The sequence below is a fragment of the Deltaproteobacteria bacterium CG11_big_fil_rev_8_21_14_0_20_42_23 genome (genome assembly GCA_002796345.1).
GTDB lineage: Bacteria > UBA10199 > UBA10199 > 2-02-FULL-44-16 > 2-02-FULL-44-16 > 1-14-0-20-42-23.
Genome location: PCXC01000028.1, coordinates 4801 through 24742 on the forward strand (window position 1 = coordinate 4801; position 19942 = coordinate 24742).

The 19942-nt window shown below is 43.6% G+C and carries 13 protein-coding genes, 2 tRNA genes, 2 rRNA genes, 1 other RNA gene and 1 pseudogene (2 of these 19 running past the window's edge); 16 read left to right on the forward strand and 3 right to left on the reverse strand.

What is annotated here, in order from left to right:
• Window positions 1-1171, reverse strand: a pseudogene (locus COV43_02860) (hypothetical protein); it reaches 824 nt to the left of the window's first position.
• Between the two features lie 182 nt (window positions 1172-1353).
• On the opposite strand from COV43_02860, the gene COV43_02865 reads away from it, so the two are divergent.
• The 3 genes from COV43_02865 (at window position 1354) to hpt (ending at window position 3467) form a co-directional block, all read left to right on the forward strand.
• A complete protein-coding gene (locus COV43_02865; GenBank protein ID PIR25949.1) occupies window positions 1354-2040 on the forward strand; it encodes a hypothetical protein in 687 nt (228 codons plus the stop codon).
• A gap of 159 nt (window positions 2041-2199) precedes the next feature.
• A complete protein-coding gene (locus COV43_02870; GenBank protein ID PIR25950.1) occupies window positions 2200-2913 on the forward strand; it encodes a hypothetical protein in 714 nt (237 codons plus the stop codon).
• A 20-nt stretch (window positions 2914-2933) separates the two neighbouring features.
• Window positions 2934-3467, forward strand: coding sequence for a hypoxanthine phosphoribosyltransferase (gene hpt, locus COV43_02875; GenBank protein PIR26043.1), 534 nt, complete (start codon window positions 2934-2936; stop codon window positions 3465-3467).
• Here the strand turns inward: hpt and COV43_02880 are convergent.
• Entirely contained in the window at window positions 3464-4954 is a 1491-nt protein-coding gene (locus COV43_02880) for a hypothetical protein (protein ID PIR25951.1), read from the reverse strand. The two genes, hpt and COV43_02880, sit on opposite strands and share 4 nt — an antisense overlap.
• 179 nt (window positions 4955-5133) lie before the next feature.
• Between COV43_02880 and COV43_02885 the strand changes: the two genes are divergently transcribed.
• Complete coding sequence (locus COV43_02885) at window positions 5134-6267, forward strand: hypothetical protein (protein PIR25952.1); 1134 nt, start codon at window positions 5134-5136, stop codon at window positions 6265-6267.
• Window positions 6268-6383: 116 nt separating this feature from the next.
• On the opposite strand, the gene hpnH is transcribed toward COV43_02885, so the two are convergent.
• Window positions 6384-7385 carry a hopanoid biosynthesis associated radical SAM protein HpnH gene (gene hpnH, locus COV43_02890; protein ID PIR25953.1) on the reverse strand — a complete coding sequence of 334 codons (1002 nt, stop codon included), beginning with the start codon at window positions 7383-7385 and terminating at the stop codon, window positions 6384-6386.
• A 145-nt stretch (window positions 7386-7530) separates the two neighbouring features.
• On the opposite strand from hpnH, the gene COV43_02895 reads away from it, so the two are divergent.
• The 12 genes from COV43_02895 to COV43_02950 all read left to right on the forward strand — a co-directional run.
• Window positions 7531-8046 (forward strand): acyl-CoA thioesterase, encoded by a 516-nt coding sequence (locus COV43_02895; protein PIR25954.1) that lies wholly within the window; start codon window positions 7531-7533, stop codon window positions 8044-8046.
• Window positions 8036-10099, forward strand: coding sequence for a ribonuclease R (gene rnr / locus COV43_02900; GenBank protein ID PIR25955.1), 2064 nt, complete (start codon window positions 8036-8038; stop codon window positions 10097-10099). The genes COV43_02895 and rnr overlap by 11 nt, the downstream gene beginning before the upstream one ends.
• Before the next feature lie 92 nt (window positions 10100-10191).
• A complete protein-coding gene (locus COV43_02905; protein PIR25956.1) occupies window positions 10192-10524 on the forward strand; it encodes a hypothetical protein in 333 nt (110 codons plus the stop codon).
• Between the two features lie 2 nt (window positions 10525-10526).
• Window positions 10527-10719, forward strand: a non-coding RNA gene (gene ssrS / locus COV43_02910) — 6S RNA.
• A gap of 182 nt (window positions 10720-10901) precedes the next feature.
• Window positions 10902-11519, forward strand: a complete 618-nt coding sequence (locus COV43_02915) for a hypothetical protein (GenBank protein PIR25957.1) — start codon at window positions 10902-10904, stop codon at window positions 11517-11519.
• A gap of 57 nt (window positions 11520-11576) precedes the next feature.
• Window positions 11577-13142 (forward strand): ribonuclease Y, encoded by a 1566-nt coding sequence (gene rny, locus COV43_02920; protein ID PIR25958.1) that lies wholly within the window; start codon window positions 11577-11579, stop codon window positions 13140-13142.
• A gap of 36 nt (window positions 13143-13178) precedes the next feature.
• Window positions 13179-13982, forward strand: coding sequence for a TIGR00282 family metallophosphoesterase (locus tag COV43_02925; protein ID PIR25959.1), 804 nt, complete (start codon window positions 13179-13181; stop codon window positions 13980-13982).
• Between the two features lie 39 nt (window positions 13983-14021).
• Window positions 14022-15191: a tyrosine--tRNA ligase gene (locus COV43_02930; GenBank protein PIR26044.1), complete on the forward strand. Its 1170-nt coding sequence runs from the start codon at window positions 14022-14024 to the stop codon at window positions 15189-15191.
• A gap of 531 nt (window positions 15192-15722) precedes the next feature.
• Window positions 15723-17281, forward strand: a 16S ribosomal RNA gene (locus COV43_02935).
• A gap of 200 nt (window positions 17282-17481) precedes the next feature.
• Window positions 17482-17558: transfer RNA gene (locus COV43_02940), tRNA-Ile, on the forward strand.
• An 82-nt stretch (window positions 17559-17640) separates the two neighbouring features.
• Window positions 17641-17716, forward strand: a tRNA-Ala gene (locus tag COV43_02945).
• Window positions 17717-17879: 163 nt separating this feature from the next.
• Window positions 17880-19942 (forward strand): 23S ribosomal RNA (locus tag COV43_02950); it runs 853 nt beyond the window's last position.
• Together the 16S and 23S rRNA genes with 2 tRNA genes alongside form the textbook arrangement of a ribosomal RNA operon.

Consider the following 19942-nt stretch of genomic DNA (forward strand, 5'->3'; position numbering starts at 1 on the left):
GCGCCGTAAGTTCTTTTCTTAAGTTTACTACACCTTCGCCGGAAGGTGTTGCTGTATCAACAGTACGCGAGTCACGATTCCAAAAACTTTTGAGAAAAGAACGAGCTCTTCCAAACCAGTTTTGTTTTTCAGCAGCATCCACTTCATTTTTATGTGCGGTTACTGCAACCACCATTTGATCTACCGCATCCGTTTTTATGGCAGCAAGCATGTCTTTGATTTCTGCTCTTACACCTTCAGAACTTTTTTCATGTGCAGAAATTTTTTCAGCAAGGTTTTTTGCAGTTCGCTCGGGAGAAAGAAGTGGGTTCAGCATTTGCTGGCGAGCATAAGTGTGATTGCCTTCGCCAAGAGCTTTCACAGCAGAAACCATTTGTGCTGAAAGTCCAAGTAAGTTTGTGAAATGCCCGCCAACGAGCATCGCGGCTCCAAACTTCCATCCCAAGCCAAATCCTAAAGTAGCACTTACGGAAGCCCAGCTTGCGAGGTTGAATCCTTTTTCGGCAAGAAAGCCGTATACACGAAGGCGTTCTGCTTTTAATTTTGCAAGTGTGTTGCGCTGGCTTACAGCATCATGATTGCTTGAGCTTTCTGCAGTTTTTATGCTGCGGCTCAAACCTCTCAGATTCAAACAATAAAAAAATGATTTGATAGCATTGTTCCCACCTCCAACAGCTCCACCTATGTCAATAAGACGTGCGGCTTGATCGGGAGAAAGGGTTGATGTCTGAAACGAAGCTGGAAGAAATGTTCCAGCAAGTCCAGATTCTGCATTCCACAATTGATGAGTTGTACCTGTTTGAGTTTCACCATTATTAAAGCGAGCTACGTTCGAGAGCCAATAGTTTACACCTTTAAGTCCATCGCCAAAAAGCCTGGCAATGGCATCGAGGCGAAGGGAATCTCTAAAGCCAACTGTTTCTTTCGTCACTTTTTCAACTGTAGTGTGAGGAAGCAAAATTCCTGAAGGTGAGGCGAGAGCGAGGCGAGGCGAAAGATTGCTTTGGTGCAATAGATCTGGATCAACCCACACCTTTCTCTTAAAGGGATCTGCAGGAATTCTCAAGTCAGCAGGCGAAGTATGGCCAAAAGAAAGCGTTGTGGTGCCTGCGTTTGCGAGGAGGTTTCCTGTAACTGGTGTTGTTGTTAATGTTGCGTTCACTATTTGCATGCGCACTCTATAGAGAGTGCTTGTGAAGAAATGATGGCTCTTTGGTGACGTTTTTGTAACTTTACACAAAGGAATGCCATAAAAAGGCCATTTTTAGGGCTTTTCCCGGGATATGCCCTTGGCCACAAATTGTTCTCGCAATTCTTTTCCACTTTGTTAAGAGCAGCTCACGGAGGATTTCTATGCCTGCTTTTAAGCAAGATCTGTTTATCGACTTCATGATTGAAAATAAGGTGTTGGGCTTTTACCAAAAAGCCATCACGCTTAAGTCTGGCCGTGCTTCGCGCTGGTATGTGAACTGGCGAGGGCCAACCTCCGATGTATTTCTCATCGATCAAGTAACAGATTTTATTCTCGCGTTTTGTGCCGACAAAAATTTAAAGCCCGATCTTTTTTATGGTGTGCCCGAAGGCGGAACCAAGTTGGGCTTGCTGGCAAGTTATAAATTGGCAAAGGCAAGTAAGCACTTTGCAAAAGGTTCTCACATTTTTTCTTTGGGGCGGGCAGTTGCTAAAGAGCACGGCGATCCTAAAGATCGCTATTTTATTGGAGAGCCAAAAGGAAAAGTGATTCTCCTCGAAGATGTTACTACGACGGGTTCTTCTCTGCTGCAAAGTATTGATAAACTTCAATCTGCGGGCTGCGAAATTATTGCCGCTTTGGCGCTGAGTAACAGAGCACAATTAAGAAATGATGGAAGTACGGTTGCCGAAAGTTTGCAGCAAAAAGGCGTTCCCTATTTTGCATTAAGTTCTGCACAAGATTTTTTACCGCGCGCAATTGATGCGTTGAATCCATCTGATGAAGTGATTGAAAGTATTCAAACGGAGTTTGACGAATACGGCGAAAAGGCATTGAAACTTTTTTGAAGAGACCTCTTGCATAACCGTAGCGAGCAGCCCAAGGATGAGGCGGGGCGGGGCCCCGAAACCGGAGCGTATATGGAAATACGTGAGGATTTTGGGGTGCCCCAACGAAGTTATTGGGTTGCGCAGCAGGTTATGCAAGAGGTCTAAGGAAAAAATATTATGATTTCTCAACACCATACACTTATTCCAGCTTGCGATGTTACTGAAAAAAAATATGAAGAACTCGTGAAAGCTACGGCCGATCTGCCTCAGATTGGAGCTTACAAATTGGGATTTGTGTTAGCACTTTCCATAGGGCTTCCAAAGGCAGTTGAAATTGCACGAAAGTATACCAAAAAACCATTGATCTACGATCATCAAAAAGCTGGCACCGATATTCCTGATACCGGAAAAAGTTTTATGAAAGTGTGCAAGCAAGCCGGAATTGATGCGGTGATTTTATTTCCACAGGCTGGCCCAAACACAGAACAGGCTTGGATTGAAGCAGCGCAAGAAGAAAACTTGGAAGTCATCGTAGGTGGATGCATGACACACAAGGGTTTCGTGTCATCGGAAAAAGGTTGGATTAGGGATGAGGCTGTTTTTGAAATCTACAAGCTTGCCGCAAAGTGTAAAGTGAAACACTATGTCGTTCCATCAACTCGTTTAGAACTCTGCAAACAAATTCACGAACTTTTAAAAAAAGAGGGCGTTGACCCTGTCTTTTATTCTCCCGGCCTCGTTTCGCAAGGAGCTGACATTGCAAACGTGTTGCACACTCTCAAAACCGATTGGCATCCTATTGTTGGCCGAGCACTTTACGAAGCCAGCAATATGAGAGCTGAAGCAGAAAAGCTGATCACACAACTTAAACAAGCAGAGGCGCAACTATGATGCACAGTAAAACAGGAAGTATGCTTTCAGTTCAAGATCGTGACATTGAAGTCATTTATTCGGCTGAAGAAATTCAAGATCGCATCAAGCAGCTTGTGGAAGATATTCGCAAAGAATATGGCGCTCAAGAATTGGTGGTCATCGGAGTTTTAAAAGGCTCCTTCATTTTCATGGCAGATCTTGTCCGTCATTTGAAGCTGCCCGTAAGCTGTGATTTTTTGCGGGTTGCAAGCTATGAAGGTGACAAAAGCACAGGGCACGTGCGCATGGATTTTGACATGACGCAGCCCATTGATGGCAAGCATGTGTTGCTGGTGGAAGACATTGTGGATACGGGAACAACGCTTCGTTATTTGTTGCAGCATCTTCACGCTAAAAATCCCGCATCGCTCAAAGTGGCAACCTTACTCTACAAAGAAACTGGAAGCGGGATGAAAGACTATGTAGATTACGTCGCCTTCAACTGCCCCGACCGATATGTAATCGGCTACGGCTTAGATTCCGAAGGCCTCTTCCGAGACCTTCCATTTGTAGGCGCGTTTACGGATTTTTAAATCTCATCAGCTTCTTTCGTTTCAAAGAAGGGTAGCCATTTTTCGCTTTCGGGTTCTGGGCCTGCAATGGAAATCATAACAAGCAAGAACGTAGAAAAAAGTGCTGCGGGAATAATAACGTACTCGCCAAGTTCGCCCGGTAAAATACCCAGTTGCTTGTGAGCGAAAGCTTGAACGTTGTGAATGCCAAAAAGATATTTTGTTCCGATGGTTCCTGCAATTCCACCCAAAATAGAAATAACACCGCCAGCCGTTGTTGCTCGTTTCCAAAAAAATGCAGCAAGTAGTGCTGGCGTCAAAGCCGCGCCCATCATGGTGTAGGCGGAGAGGAACATTTCGAGAATGTTTTTGTATTGCGTCAGCAAAAAGTAAGCAAGTCCACCCACGAACACAATGCTCAAGCGATTTACAAACACGATTTGCCATGGCTTCATTTTTTTTGCGACGAAACGTTTGATGATATCGTGGGTTAGGTTAGTAGCTGGCGCCAAAAGAAAAGAGTTGGCTGTGGAAAAAATTATGGCCATCGCAGCTGTGAGCAGCAAAACCCCAGCCCATGTGGGTAAGCCGAAACGGGCGATGTCGAGGATGACACGGTCGCTTTGTCCAAGTTGTTCGAGGAGAGGAAATTTTATTTTTCCTAAAAGCGCCAGAGTAGCAATAGCAATATCAATAACGACAACTCCCAAAAACCACCAAAAAATGGAACGCGAAGCAGTGTGCTCATGTTGTGCTGAAGAAAACTTTTGATACATCGAAGGTTCGCCAAGCAGCAAAAGAAAAACAGGAAAAAAAACTGCAATTCCCCAAATGACATTTCGCCCGCCAAAAAGAGTGAAGTGCGTTTTGGGAAGTTGAGATTTCATTTGTGCAAAACCGCCCACTTCTTGCATCAGCAAAAAGATGGCCGCAAAGAGACCCAGCAAAATGAGAATGCCATTCACAATATCTATAGAGAGCAAAGATTTCATTCCTGCCAAGCTTGTGAGAAGTACCACAGACACTGCCATAATGATAAGGCCTTGTTCATGTGGAATGCGCGCCACAAGTTCTAAAACATAAGCGCCGCCCTTAAACTGATATCCCACAATGGTTCCCGCGCCGATGATAAGGGCAATGGAACCCAACAAGCGAGCGAAGCTATTGTAGCGGCGCTCCAAAATATCAGGAAGGGTAATGCCAGAGAGATGACGAACCTTTGGAGCAATTTTCAGGCAAAACAAAATGGCAATCCAAGCTCCAACGGACAACCACAATTCGGAATACCCTTGGCGGTAAGCAAGCCCAGCCCCGCCCAACAAAGAGCCAGAACCTATCCACGTGGCGATGAGGCTGAACACTAGCACGGAAGAGGTAACGGTTCTTCCCCCCAGCATAAAGTCTTTATCGCCGCGAGTGTAAAACGCCCTCATAATGCAGATAAGCGCTAGCAACCCCAAATACAAAAAAACCGCCCAAGCATAAACCGAATAAGCCCCAAGTTCCATTTCGCCCCCGATAGTGAAATTGAGTGAGAGCCATAACTTTTTTGTGCAGAGAGTGCAATGGAGTTAAGTGGGAAGGAAAGGGTTTGAAAAAAGAAGAGATGGAAAAACCAAAATATTGGCCCCATATTTTGGGACCGATATTACTAGACTTCTTGGAGTGTTCATGATAGTTTCCGAGCATGAATCAAGTAAAATCCTTCAAATATGATGTTCTGATAGGGCCTGAAGATTTGTGTAATCGTGAAGAAGAAAGAAAATCCTTTCTAAGCGCTGCAAAAAAAGGGAAGCGAGTGGTTTTATTCGCCCCTAGGCGATATGGGAAAACTTCGTTGATACGCAATATTGTAGGACTAGATTTTCAAAAGGGAAGTCGTAAGCATTTCCTTCTCAATTTTGACTTGATGGATGTTCGAAGTATGGAAAGCATAGAGGAAAGGCTTCACACTGGTTTGACCCATGCTCTCTCTTCACATTTTTCTCCCAAAAAAATCCTTGCCGAAATTATTGGCTATTTAAAAGGATTTACAGTTCAAATCGATCAAAACCCAAATACAGGTCAACCATCAGTGCAACTGACTTCCAAGAAAAAAGAAGCCAAAAAGAATATTTATGATTACTTTGACTCAATAAAACAGCTCTCCAAAAAATATAAACTTATGATTGTTTTGGATGAATTCCATGACATTGCTTTTGTTGAAGGTGCAGAAGCTTTATTTCGTATATTTCTTCAAGAGCTTCAAGATACTGCTATCTTTATTTTGGGTTCAAAGAGACATCTTTTAAAAGTCATGTTTCAAGATTCCAATGCTCCTCTTTTTCATTATGGTGATGAGGCTCATCTTTACCCCATTTCCGTCGAGCACTGGCTCCCATATTTTCAAGAACGATTACATCCTGCTAAACTTAAAATCGAAGAAGCAGCCTTATCTTATTTGGTTAAAAAAATGTACGACGTTCCAAATGCTATTTGTGAAGTAGGAGAGTGGCTTCGTGAAAATGTTCCCCAAAAAACAATAATTACAAAAACAGTTGTGGAACAACAACTTTCCGATTTGATTCAGCGAAAGCAAAGTTTTGCATATTTGTTGCAAGCCTATAGTGAAAAGGAAAAAACAGTTTTAAAAATGATTTCTTTTTTTGAGTTCGTGAAGGAACCAAGTTCAGATAATTTTCTAAAAACCGTTCGTCTTCCCAAAAGTACAACTTCTCATATCATTAAAAAACTTCTGGACGTAGGTGCTATAGAATTTGAAATAGAAAAAGGATACCGTGTGTCGGATCCTCTTCTTGGGTATTACTTATTGGATGCATAGCCCCATTTTTTCGTTTTTTCATCAAGGAAAAGAAAGTTTTTACTCTTTCCTGAAAAGAACCCAAAAATTGCAAAAAGGAACCTTAAAGCTAAGTTCTGCTTTAACTTTTTTGCTTTCTACATCACCCGAATCGTTTGCAGAATTCCTTTTGCGGTAAACGTTTCGTGAACAGCGCTTGGTTCGTAGCCGCAGGATACCATGCAGTTTGCGCATTTTTCGTTATTGCCGGTTCCGTATTTATCCCATTCGGTGGTTTCTAAAAGTTCTTCAAAACTTTTTGCATAGCCTTCATCCAAAAGATAACAAGGGCGCTGCCAGCCGAAGATGGAATAAGAAGGGTTTCCCCATGGTGTGCATTTAAAGTCTACGTTGCCTTGCAAAAATTCCATGAACAATGGCGATTGGTTAAACTTCCACTTTTTCTTTTTATTATTGAAAATTTCTTTGAACAATTGCTTCGATTTTTGTCTGCGCAAGAAATGTGTTTGATCAGGCGCTTTTTCATAGCTGTAGCCTGGGCTCATGATCATGCCTTCAACTTTCAACTCGTCCATCGCATAATCAAAAAACTCGCGAACACGTTCTGGGTTGGCGCCATCAAAGAGAGTGGTATTTGTTGTTACTCGAAATCCACGTTTCACCGCTTCTTTAATGCCTTCGGTGGCTTGGTCAAACACGCCATCACGGCAAACGGCCATATCGTGTTCATCTTTCAAGCCATCTAGATGCACAGAAAAAGTAAGATATTTTGAAGGCGTGAAGAGATCCAATTTGCGTTTCAGCAAAATAGCATTGGTGCAAAGGTAAATATATTTTTTGCGCGCAATTAATCCTTCTACAATTTCTTTGATGTCGGGATGGATGAGAGGCTCGCCACCAGGAATGCTCACCATAGGGGCGCCGCATTCTTCAACGGCTTTGAAGCACTGCTCAGGGGTGAGGCGTTTATCCAACACTTCTTTCGGATACTGAATTTTTCCGCAACCCGCACATGCAAGGTTGCAGCGAAAAAGCGGCTCAAGCATAAGCACAAGAGGATAGCGTTTTTTACGTTTGATGTACTTTTGACTGAAAACGTATGATGCCACGCGAAGTTGCTGAGAAATGGGAACGCTCATGATGATTTCCTTTCGAGATCAAATAAAATACAGTGGACGCTTGTCTGATAAATAACGCTATTTGTCAACAAACTAGGTCTGCCAAGGCTTAAAAAGAAAGAAGCTTGTACTTCATTGAGATTATTGCCATAATACAAAACACTTTATGAAAGAAATGAAAGCAAAACATCCCAAAGATTCTCAAGTTGAAGTGACCTACATTGTACAACCTCCCGATATTAATTCGATTGGAACTATTTTTGGTGGTCGCGTAATGGCCTGGATTGACCTTGCTGCGGCGGCATGTGCAAATCGCCACACAAGACGAACCTGTGTCACAGCCTCAATGGATGCACTGCATTTTATTTCACCTGTTTTTTTGGGAGACATTGTTATTTTGAAGGCCTCTGTAAATTACGTGCACAAAACTTCACTGGAAATTGGTGTTCGTGTTGAAGCCGAAAATCCACTTACGGGCGACCTTCGTCACACATCATCTGCCTATCTTACCTTTGTGGCACTTGATGAACATGGAAAGCCCACAATTATTCCAGAGCTAAAACCGCAAAGCAAAGCCGAAAAAATAAGATATCAAGAAGCTCTTGGAAGACGAAAAGAAAAACTCAAATATAAAAAGCAAAGGCTTAAAAAGGTTCAAGGAAAAGCAAAACATGCAAAATAAAAGACGTAGCTCCAAAAATAAATCGAAGACTTTTTTCCGTTCAAAGAAAAAAGACACCTCTTCAAAACCATCATCACCACCTTCAGAAAATCAGCGGAAGAAAATGCTCAATAAAGAAAGTTGCGTTGGCACGCTTTCTCTTCATCGAAAAGGTTTTGGTTTTGTAGTGCTTGATGAAAAAGATCTTGAAGATGTTTTTATTCCAGCACCATATATTGGCGAAGCACTTCATCTTGATACGGTTGAGGTAAGCATTCTCAAAGGAAGAGGCGGAAAGTTTGAAGGCCGCATTCTAAAAATTCTTGCACGAAATGTGAAGAGGGTTGTTGGAAAACTAAAAAAAAGAGGAAACCAATTTTATGTGTTTCCTGAAGATGAGCGTTTGCTCTTTACGCTTCACATTCCTCAAGAAAAACTTGCTGAGGCAAAAGAAGGACAAGATGTTATCGCCAAAATTACAAGCTACGTGCGAAAAGAAAAAGCAGATCCATTCCCTGGCGAAGTCATAGATGTCCTTGGCAAGCGCGGTGAAATCCAAACTGAATTGCTTGCGGTTATTACAAAGCATCAACTTCCAGAATCATTCCCAGACGAAGTTTTGGAAGAAGCGCAAAAACTTGAGCTTGATACTGATATCGAACCAGACCGCAAAGACTTGCGCCATCTGTCTTTCGTGACTATCGATGGTGAAACAGCAAAAGACTTTGACGATGCTGTATTTGTAGAAAAAACCGAAGAAGGAAATTTTCGTTTGTGGGTTTCCATTGCCGATGTTTCGCATTTTGTAGAGCCAGATTCAGTTCTCGATCAAGAAGCTTTAGGTCGTGGAAGTTCCGTTTATTTTCCGGGTATCGTTCTTCCCATGTTGCCAGAAGTCTTGTCCAACGACTTGTGTAGTTTAAGGCCAAATGAAGATCGTTACACCATGACAGCGTGCATGGACATTAATCGTCATGGCGAAATTGTTTCCGAATCGTTTTCAAAAAGTATTATCAAAAGCAGACATCGCCTCACCTACACTAAAGTAAAACAGATCTTAGTGGACAAAGAAAAAAACTTACTTCGTGAATATGAAGATGTTGTTCCCATGCTCAAGCTTTTAAATGAATGCACTTCAGTTTTAAGAGACAAACGCAAAAAAAGAGGCTCCATCGATTTCGACTTACCCGAGCCTCAAATTGTTTTGGATCTTCAAGGCAGTATCGAAAATATCATTAAAGCAGAACGAAACATTGCTCATCTTCTTATTGAAGATTGCATGTTGGCGGCAAATGAAGCTGTAGCAAGGTTTCTCACGAAAGAAAAAGTGGGATGTGTTTACCGCGTGCATGACGAACCCAATACCAAAAAGATGCAAGAATTCCGTGAGCTCATGCACAATCTTGCCTATAAAATTCACATTCCAAATGACCTCAAGCCAAAAGATTTGGCGGCTGTGGTTCAATCGGTTTCCGGAAAGCCAGAAGAACGTTTGGTGAATCATCAGCTGCTTCGTTCCATGTCTAAGGCCATATACAGTCCAGAAAATTTAGGTCACTTTGGTCTTGCTTCACCTTGTTATTGCCACTTCACTTCGCCTATTCGAAGGTATCCCGATTTAGTGATTCATCGCCTCCTCAAGTTGGCTTTGGGGCAAAAAAAGAAAAAGCACAAAGGCCATGCAAAACGAGAAGGGCTTTACCCGCTTCAAGAAATCTCTGACCATTGCTCCAAAAGAGAGAGGGTTGCTTTGGAAGCAGAGCGTGAAATGCTGAAGGTGCATAGCGCACTCTTTATGAGCACGCGTGTGGGTGAAAGTTTCCATGGCGTGGTTTCGCATCTCACTTCTTTTGGCATCTTCGTAGAGCTTATCGATTACTTCGTAGAAGGCATGTTGGCGCTCGAAGAATTGCCCGGCGGCGGCTTTGCCTTCAATGACACGGGAATGCGCGTGAGCTCTCCAAAAAGTAAACTCGTTTTTTGCATTGGAGAACGTGTGCTCATTAAGGTTGACCGTGTAAATGTAGAGAAACGCGAGATCTTTTTCACCTTCGTTACCGAAGAGACGATATAGCTGAAGCTTTATCTGCACTTTCCTTTCAAACCCCCTGTTTTTTCGATGGTTTTGAACGTTTTGTTTTTTCTATTTTCTTGACTTACCCCCCTATGAATCATATCATTATGACGTTTTGGACGGGAGGGTGTTTCCATATGAACAATAAAAACTCGGTTGAAGTGTCCTTGATGGGACAAAAATTTGAGGTAAAAAGCGATTCAAACGAGCAGTATGTGGAACAAATAGCCGCCTATGTGAACAAGAGAATAGAACAAGTATTAAAAGGATCGAAGTCGGTTGCATCATTAAATGTGGCGCTCCTCGTGGCCATGAACATTACCGCAGAATTTTTTAAGTATAGAGATGAAAAAGATCGTAAAGTTTCACAAATTGAAAAAAAAGTACAAGACATGATCGAAATTATTGATGCCGTTGTTGAATAAATTTCCCCCTGGGGAGTGCGTGATTGGGACTTCATATTTCAGAACCGATGTTTTACAAATGGGTATTTTCCCTCACTGTGGTGTGCGAGCTCTTTCTCATTCGTGAGAAGAGATGCCTAAAGCAGTTGATATCCTTACCCACCTGAACTTTCGGGTTCAGAAATTTACCACCCACACGGCTTTTTCGGGGGGTTATTTTTAGAGCTTGAACTTTAGCGCCTGAGTCATTATGCATGTGCAAGTTGTTTGGTGTAAACGGAGATAAAGAAAAGCAGGAGATAGCCTTCCTGTTTTTTATTTTAGTTTAAAAAGTAAGTCTTTTATCCTCCTCGAAGAAGAAATCTAGGCGTTTTCTTCCCTCACTATCAACACAAGACATGCGTTCCCTGAGAAGAGCTTGGCCAGAGATGAACATGAAAGAAACGCTGCGCACAATCCTAGAAAAAGTAAAATCTCAGCTGGCTGCTATGACAGAAGGCGATTTTTTGTCTTTAAGTTCGCAGGTTCAAGAGAGGCTTTTACAAATTCCAGAGTTGAAAGTAGCTCAAAGCTTGGCGTTGTACCTCCAAGAAAATAATCGTCAAATTGGGATGGAGCATGTGTACAAACGATTGTTTATGCTGAGAAAGAAAATTTTCTTCCCGCATTACAATACAACACTTCAAAAACTAGAATATTTTCGAGTTCATAATCATCACGATTTTTCCTCTCTTTCTCAGGCCTTTGAAGAAGATGCTCATATCGACAAATTAAGAACGCTCAGTGATCTCGACATCATGATTGTTCCCGGCTTGCTCTTTGATGTGCAGGGAAGAAGAATTACGGTGGAAGAAGAGGATCGTTTTCAACATGCTTTAAAGCATTTTCAAGGAAGACGCATTGGATTGGCGTTAAGTTTTCAAGTGCTTCAAGATGTATCAGAATATTCACCACACGCGGCAAAAGGCCAAGTGGACTGGATTGTAACAGAATCAAAAATTATACGCTGTTCTTGAAACAACTGAGGAAAAGGAGATGTTTTCTTCTTTCCTCTTTACCATATAGGAGGCTGTGTGAATTTAGATCTTACCCTTTTAGCATACTCAAGTGCTACGGCAGTACTTGGGTTTTTACTTGGGTTTTTAATTCGTCGCAAGATGGGCCGAGAAATAGTTCAAGAGGCAGAAAAAAAATCAGCAGATCTTCTCCGAACAGCGGAGAATGAAGCAAAAACCATTAAAAAGGAAGCAGAGTTTGAAGCAAAAGACATTAAGCTCCAAGCCAAAGAGCATTTGGACAAAGAGCTGCAAGAAAAACAACGCGAGTGGCAGCAGGTTGAAAAGCGTCTGGTTTCTCGCGAAGAGAATTTGGAAAAACGTTTTGGAGCTCTAGAAGATCGAGAAGAAGAATTTAAAGCTGAAGTGAAATCAATTGGTCAAGAACGAGAAAAACTCAAATCTCTCACCGCAAATTATGAACAGAAAGTTGAAGAATCTAGAAAAGCCCTTGAAAAAGTAGCTGGCCTTACAAAAGAAGAAGCCAAGAAAGAACTTCAAGATTCACTCATGGAAGAAGTGAGACGTGATACCGCCAGAATGATTCAAGATGAAGAGAGCAGGGCGAAGGAGCAAGCTGACAACACGGCAAAGAAAATTGTCTCAGTTGCGATGGAACGACTTGCTTCAGATTATGTGCTTGAACGAACTATTTCAGTCGTTCAGCTTCCTGGCGACGACATGAAAGGTCGTATTATCGGCCGAGAAGGACGAAATATCAGAGCGCTTGAAGCGGCAACTGGCATCGATATTATTATTGATGACACACCTGAAGCCGTAATTCTCTCTGGCTTCAATCCCGTGCGAAGAGAAATTGCGCGTCTTACCCTTGAAGGCCTCATTGCAGACGGCAGAATTCATCCATCACGCATCGAAGAAATGGTAGAAAAAGCAACCAAAGATGTAGACAAAACCATCAAGCAGCACGGCGAAAAAGTTTGTCTCGACCTCAATCTTGCGCATGTACATCCAGAATTGGTTAAGCTTATTGGTGCACTTCGCTATCGCTACAGTTATGCGCAAAACATTCTTACACATTCTGTGGAGGTTGCTCATATTGCAGGAATGATGGCGGCAGAGCTTGGGCTCGATATTCAGAAAGCAAAACGCGCAGCTCTTATGCATGATATGGGAAAAGCGCTGACACACGAAATTGAAGGAAGCCACGCCATCATTGGAATGGAGTATGCCATTAAGTATGGTGAATCAGAAGATGTAGCACACGCCATTGGTGCGCATCATGAAGACATTCCGCAAGAAACTCCGCTTGATTTCATCGTGGATGCAGCCGATGCCCTTTCTGGTGCAAGGCCTGGCGCACGAAAAGAAGTGCTTGAAGCCTACGTAAAACGTATCGAAGATTTAGAGCGCATTTCCACTTCGTTTAAAGGAGTGAAGCAAGCTTATGCTATTCAAGCTGGCCGTGAAATTCGAGTGATGGTTGGACACGAAGATGTAAGTGATGCTGAAGCGCACATGATTTCAAGAGACATTGCAAAGAAAATTGAAGAAGAGATGACATATCCTGGTCAAATTAAAGTAACGGTTATTCGTGAAACAAGAGCAACAGAATATGCAAAATAGTTTCGCAACTTCAAGATCTCAGAAATTGTAAAAACGATGAATATTTTAGCCATTGGTGATATTTTTGGACGCCCGGGAAGAGCAGCTTTAAAAGCTTTGCTTCCTGGGCTTATTAAAAAATATTCGCCAGATTTTGTTGTTGCCAATATCGAAAATGCAGCTGGTGGTAGGGGAGTCACACAAAAAGTAGCGGAAGAGCTTTCGGTATGTCCTGTCGATATTTTTACTTCTGGAAATCACATTTGGGATCACAAAACATTTCTTCCTTTTCTCGATCGCTATTCTATTTTACGCCCCGCAAATGTTAAAGGTGATTTGCCGGGTTTTGGTTTTGGCATTTACCCTTCAAAGAACAATAAGCGCATCGGAGTCATTAACCTTCAAGGTAGAGTTTTCATGGAAGGTAAAGGACCCGAGCTTGATAATCCATTTGATGTATGTGAAAAAATTCTCAGCGATATGAAATCGCGTACCGATTGCATCCTCATCGATTTTCACGCAGAAACAACAAGTGAAAAAAAATCATTCGGCCATTACTTTGATGGAAAAGTTTCAGCTATTTGGGGAACACATACTCACGTACAAACCGCAGATGAAGCGGTTTTGCCAGGAGGCACAGCCTACATTAGTGATCTTGGCATGACGGGTCCGCATCTTTCTGTCATCGGTGTGCAAAAAGAAATTGCCATTGAGCGAATAAAAAATGGAAACAAGGCAAAGTTCAAAGTTGCCGAAGAGGGCGTTCGTCTTGAAGGTGTTTTGATCGAAATAAATGAGAATACCAAAAAAGCAAAAAGCATTCAGCGGCTTCAAGTGCCATACGAATACTACCCAGAATAGCTTTCCAACAAAGGAGTTGTTGTGAGTGTTGCAAACCAAATGGAAATATTTAAGCGAGGCCTCGTTGACTTCATTGGCGAAGATGAGTTGGTCAAGAAACTGAAATCAGGAAAGAAGCTCAATGTGAAACTTGGGCTTGATCCTACTTCACCAGATTTACATCTTGGGCATACGGTTATTCTTCAAAAGTTGAAGCAGTTTCAGGACGCCGGCCATCAGGTTATTTTGATCGTTGGAGATTTTACCGCAAAAGTTGGAGACCCTTCCGGCCGAAATGAAACTCGTCCAGTACTCACCGACAAAGAGATTAAGCAAAATGCAAAAACGTACGCTGATCAAGTCTTCAAAATTCTCGATAAGAAAAAAACAAAGCTTGTTTTCAATTCATCCTGGTTAGGAAAACTTGATGCAGTTGATATGATTCGTCTCGCCTCGCAATATACCGTAGCAAGAATGTTAGAGCGCGATGACTTCAAAAAACGATTTGCTGCAAACAAAGCTATTTCCATTCACGAATTTTTGTATCCGCTTTTACAAGGAAGAGATTCTGTAGAAATTAACGCCGATGTTGAACTCGGCGGAACTGATCAACTCTTCAATCTTCTTGTAGGACGCGAACTGCAAGGCGATGCTGGGCAAGACAGGCAAAGTGTTTTGACGATGCCGCTTCTCATTGGAACAGATGGCGAAAAAAAGATGAGCAAAAGTTATGGAAACGCTATTGGCATTTCCGAATCTCCAAAAGAACAGTTTGGAAAAATTATGTCGAGCTCTGATGAGATGATGTGGACGTACTATGAATTGCTCTCAGACAAAACTTTAGTGGAAATAAAAAAAATGAAGGCAGAAGTAAGCGATGGAAGTTTGCATCCTAAAAAAGTGAAAGAGAATTTGGGAAAAGAAATTGTAGCAAGATTTCACGGCGAAAATGATGCAGACAAAGCATGTGAAGAATTTAATGCAGTCTTTTCTGCAGGAATGAATCCGGAGGAAATGCAGGTGCTGCAAGCAAATCCAAAGACTCCATTGTATAAAATTATCGTTGATAATAATGTGCTAAAAAGTGGCGGTGAATTTCGTAGGCTTCTCACGCAAGGTGCGGTGAAGCTAGATGATGTAAAAATAGCAGATGCCAATATGTTGCTTCATCCAGGAACTTACGTGCTTAAAGTGGGAAAGAAAATTTTTCTAAAAGTAGAAATTAGCTAAATTCAGAAACTCCAGAGGCAAAAAGGGTGCCTTTTTAGGACAAGTTTGTCGTACGATTGCACTCCAAAAGAGATAACTCGCTTTCCTCCGCAAAAATAATTTAAAAAAGAAGAAAAAAAGTTTTCATTTTTGAAGGCTCCAAGTGAGAAGCTTTAGAAATAACGGCTCTAAATGGCAGTTTTAAGGAAGTCTGGAAGGTCTGAGAAAAAAGTGAAAAAAAGAAAACTTTTTTTTGAAAAAGTGTTGACACCCCCAAATTGTTTCCATATAAGCCCCCTCACGCTTCACGGGGGAACACTCCAAAATACTAAAGCGTAGATGCGCCCACCTTCCAGAAGTGGGAAAGTGGACTGTGAATTTTTTGTGCCTGCTCTTTGAAAACTGAATAACAACGAGATAACATGTAAGCCACTTGAGTGGTAGTAAACATATTTTTAAAGTGGTACTTTAAAAGTACCCCTTTAATTCCTATGAAGTAAATTAAGTAATAATAGCCAGTTTTTAAGTTCTTCGGAACTTGAAAGCTTGAATTTAAACTGGAGAGTTTGATTCTGGCTCAGAACGAACGCTGGCGGCGTGCCTAACACATGCAAGTCGAACGCGAATTTCCCTTCGGGGATTTGTAGCGTGGCGCACGGGTGAGTAACGCGTAGGTAATCTACCTATTACTGGGGAATAACTCCGGGAAACCGGGGCTAATACCGCATAAGTTCCTTATTTTTCGATTTAAGGAAGAAAGGCAGCCTCTCCTTGGAAGCTGTCGGTGATAGATGAGCCTGCGTAGCATTAGCTTGTTGGTGGGGTAATGGCCTACCAAGGCGACGATGCTTAGCTGGTCTGAGAGGATGATCAGCCACACTGGAACTGAAACACGGTCCAGACTCCTACGGGAGGCAGCAGTGGGGAATATTGCGCAATGGGCGAAAGCCTGACGCAGCAACGCCGTGTGAGTGATGAAGGTTTTCGGATCGTAAAGCTCTGTCAGGAGGGAAGAAACCGTAGAGAGTTAATAGCTCTTTACCTTGACGGTACCTCCAAAGGAAGCACCGGCTAACTCCGTGCCAGCAGCCGCGGTAATACGGAGGGTGCTAGCGTTGTTCGGAATTACTGGGCGTAAAGCGCATGTAGGCGGATAGAGAAGTCGGGTGTGAAAGCCCTGGGCTCAACCTAGGAAGTGCGCCCGAAACCATCTATCTAGAGTATCGGAGAGGATTGGGGAATTCCCGGTGTAGAGGTGAAATTCGTAGATATCGGGAGGAACACCAGTTGCGAAAGCGCCAATCTGGAAGATAACTGACGCTCAGATGCGAAAGCGTGGGTAGCAAACAGGATTAGATACCCTGGTAGTCCACGCCGTAAACGATGTGCACTAGGTGTTGAGAGTATCGACCCTCTCAGTGCCGACGGTAACCCATTAAGTGCACCGCCTGGGAAGTACGGCCGCAAGGTTGAAACTCAAAGGAATTGACGGGGGCCCGCACAAGCGGTGGAGTATGTGGTTTAATTCGACGCAACGCGAAAAACCTTACCTGGACTTGACATCTGGAAAAGGCTGTAGAGATACGGCTGTGCCCTTCGGGGAATTCCAAGACAGGTGCTGCATGGCTGTCGTCAGCTCGTGTCGTGAGATGTTGGGTTAAGTCCCGCAACGAGCGCAACCCCTGTCCTTAGTTGCTAACAGTTCGGCTGAGCACTCTAGGGAGACCGCCGGTGTTAAACCGGAGGAAGGTGGGGATGACGTCAAGTCCTCATGGCCTTTATGTCCAGGGCTACACACGTACTACAATGGCCAGTACAAAGGGTCGCCAAGCCGCAAGGTGGAGCTAATCCCAAAAAGCTGGTCCAAGTTCGGATTGGAGTCTGCAACTCGACTCCATGAAGTTGGAATCGCTAGTAATCGCTGATCAGCATGCAGCGGTGAATACGTTCCCGGGCCTTGTACACACCGCCCGTCACACCACGAAAGGTGTCTATACCAGAAGTGCGTGGTCTAACCACGTGAGGAAGCGTACCAAGGTATGGGCGCTGATTGGGGTGAAGTCGTAACAAGGTAGCCGTAGGGGAACCTGCGGCTGGATCACCTCCTTTCTAAGGATAGTTGATCTAGCTTCTCTGAAGTTAGGATCATCTAGGTCGGACACTCAAGTTGGCCGTCTCGTTTGTTGTTCAGTTTTGAAAGTGCAGGACCGCTCTTTTTCAATTTGTACGTATGTAGCTGGCGGATGGTGCGTATTCACCAATAATATGGATGAATGATCTCCCTGAGCTCGATAGCTTTCGTCAGTATTTTGGGCTCGTAGCTCAGTTGGTGAGAGCGCACGCCTGATAAGCGTGAGGTCGGTAGTTCGACTCTACCCGGGCCCACAAAAAAGTCAGCACATAGATTTTAGTTTTTGGTTTGTGGTGTTTAAACTCCAAACTTTAAACTAAAAACTATTAACTGGTGTTAGGGGCCATAGCTCAGCTGGTAGAGCGCCAGCTTTGCAAGCTGGATGTCGTCGGTTCGACCCCGACTGGCTCCACAATTACTTTAGTTTATAGTTTAGCGATTTTAGTTTTTCGTTCTTGAACGAGAAACAGAAGTACATACGTTCTTTGACAACTGAATAAAAACAAATGATAGATCCAAGAGTAATAAAGTATTCAATTCAATTTCGAATGAGACCTCTTTTAGAGTGTTTCTTGAAAAGCAAAGTTTTGGTCAAGTAAGGAAGGGCATGCGGTGGATGCCTTGGCGTTTGGAGGCGATGAAGGACGTGTCTAGCTGCGATAAGCTACGGGGAGCTGCTAAGGAAGCTTTGAGCCGTAGATTTCCGAATGGGGAAACCCACCTGCGGTCATACGCAGGTATCATATACTGAATTCATAGGTATATGAGGTGAACGGAGGGAACTGAAACATCTAAGTACCTCCAGGAAAAGAAATCAATTGAGATTCCCCAAGTAGTGGCGAGCGAACGGGGAGGAGCCTAAACCGGCTAGAGACTAGGGATGAGAGAAACTTTCTCGTTTCTAGTCTCTAGCCGGAGTTGCGGGACTGCGTTATGGGATTGTCAAGGGATAGAAAAAAAGTCTGGAAAGGCTTGCCGTAGAGCGTGATAGCCGCGTATTCGAAATCCTGAAACACCCTAGCAGTATCCCAAGTACCATGGGACACGAGAAATCTTGTGGGAAACTGGGTGGACCATCATCCAAGGCTAAATACTACCAAACGACCGATAGCGAACTAGTACCGTGAGGGAAAGGTGAAAAGCACCCCTGGTGGGGAGTGAAATAGTACCTGAAACCGCATGCCTACAAGCTGTGAGAGGGCTATGTTCCGATTCGTCGGAAAATGCCTGATCGCGTGCCTTTTGCATAATGAGTCAGCGAGTTACTGTCGTCAGCAAGGTTAAGTTGAAAAGACGGAGCCGAAGCGAAAGCGAGTCTGAATAGGGCGAATAAGTTGCCGGCAGTAGACCCGAAACCGGTGTGATCTATCCATGGGCAGGTTGAAGCGTGGGTAATACTACGTGGAGGACCGAACCGGTGAATAGTGAAAAATTCTCGGATGACCTGTGGATAGGGGTGAAAGGCCAATCAAACCCGGAGATAGCTGGTTCTCCCCGAAATATATTGAGGTATAGCCTCGCACGAATACTCTCGGAGGTAGAGCACTGAATGGGCTAGGGGCCTTACCCGGTTACCAAACCCAATCAAACTCCGAATTCCGAGAAGTAATATGCGGGAGTCAGTCCATGGGTGCTAAGGTCCTTGGACGAGAGGGAAAGAGCCCAGACCGCCAGCTAAGGTCCCCAAATGATAACTAAGTGTGAAAGGATGTGGAAGCGCACAGACAACCAGGAGGTTGGCTTAGAAGCAGCCATCCTTTAAAGAAAGCGTAATAGCTCACTGGTCGAGTGAATCTGCGCCGAAAATGTAACGGGGCTTAAGTTATCTACCGACGCTGCGGATTTGTACATTAGTACAAGTGGTAGGGGAGCGTTCTGTAAGCCTGTGAAGGTCGATCGTAAGAACGGCTGGAGGTATCAGAAGTGATTATGCTGACATAAGTAGCGATAAAGCATGTGAGAAACATGCTCGCCGAAAACCTAAGGTTTCCTGGGGAAGGTTAATCCGCCCAGGGTTAGTCGGGTCCTAAGACGAGGCCCAAGGGAGTAGTCGATGGATAACAGGTTAATATTCCTGTACCACTTATAGCATGTTATGCGTAGGAGGGACGGAGCAAGACAAATCAGCCACCTGTTGGATGGTGGTTTAAACGTATGGCTAGGAAGGCAGCCAGGCAAATCCGGTTGTCAATTCCAAGGCGTGATGACGAGGGGATTTCCCCGCAAAGTGATTGATTCTAGCTTCCTAGAAAAGCTTCGACGTGATGTTATAGGTGCCCGTACCCGAAACGGACACACGTAGGTAGGTTGAGAAAACCAAGGCGCTTGAGAGAACTCTTGTTAAGGAACTCTGCAAATTGACACCGTAACTTCGGGAGAAGGTGTGCCATTGATGGTGAAGCTCGTACAGAGTGGAGCTATTGATGGTCGCAGAAACCAGGTGGCGACGACTGTTTAACAAAAACACAGGGCTCTGCTAAGTCGAAAGACGATGTATAGGGCCTGACGCCTGCCCGGTGCTGGAAGGTTAAGGAAAGAGGTTAGCCCTTGCGGCGAAGCTTTGAACCGAAGCCCCAGTAAACGGCGGCCGTAACTATAACGGTCCTAAGGTAGCGAAATTCCTTGTCGGGTAAGTTCCGAC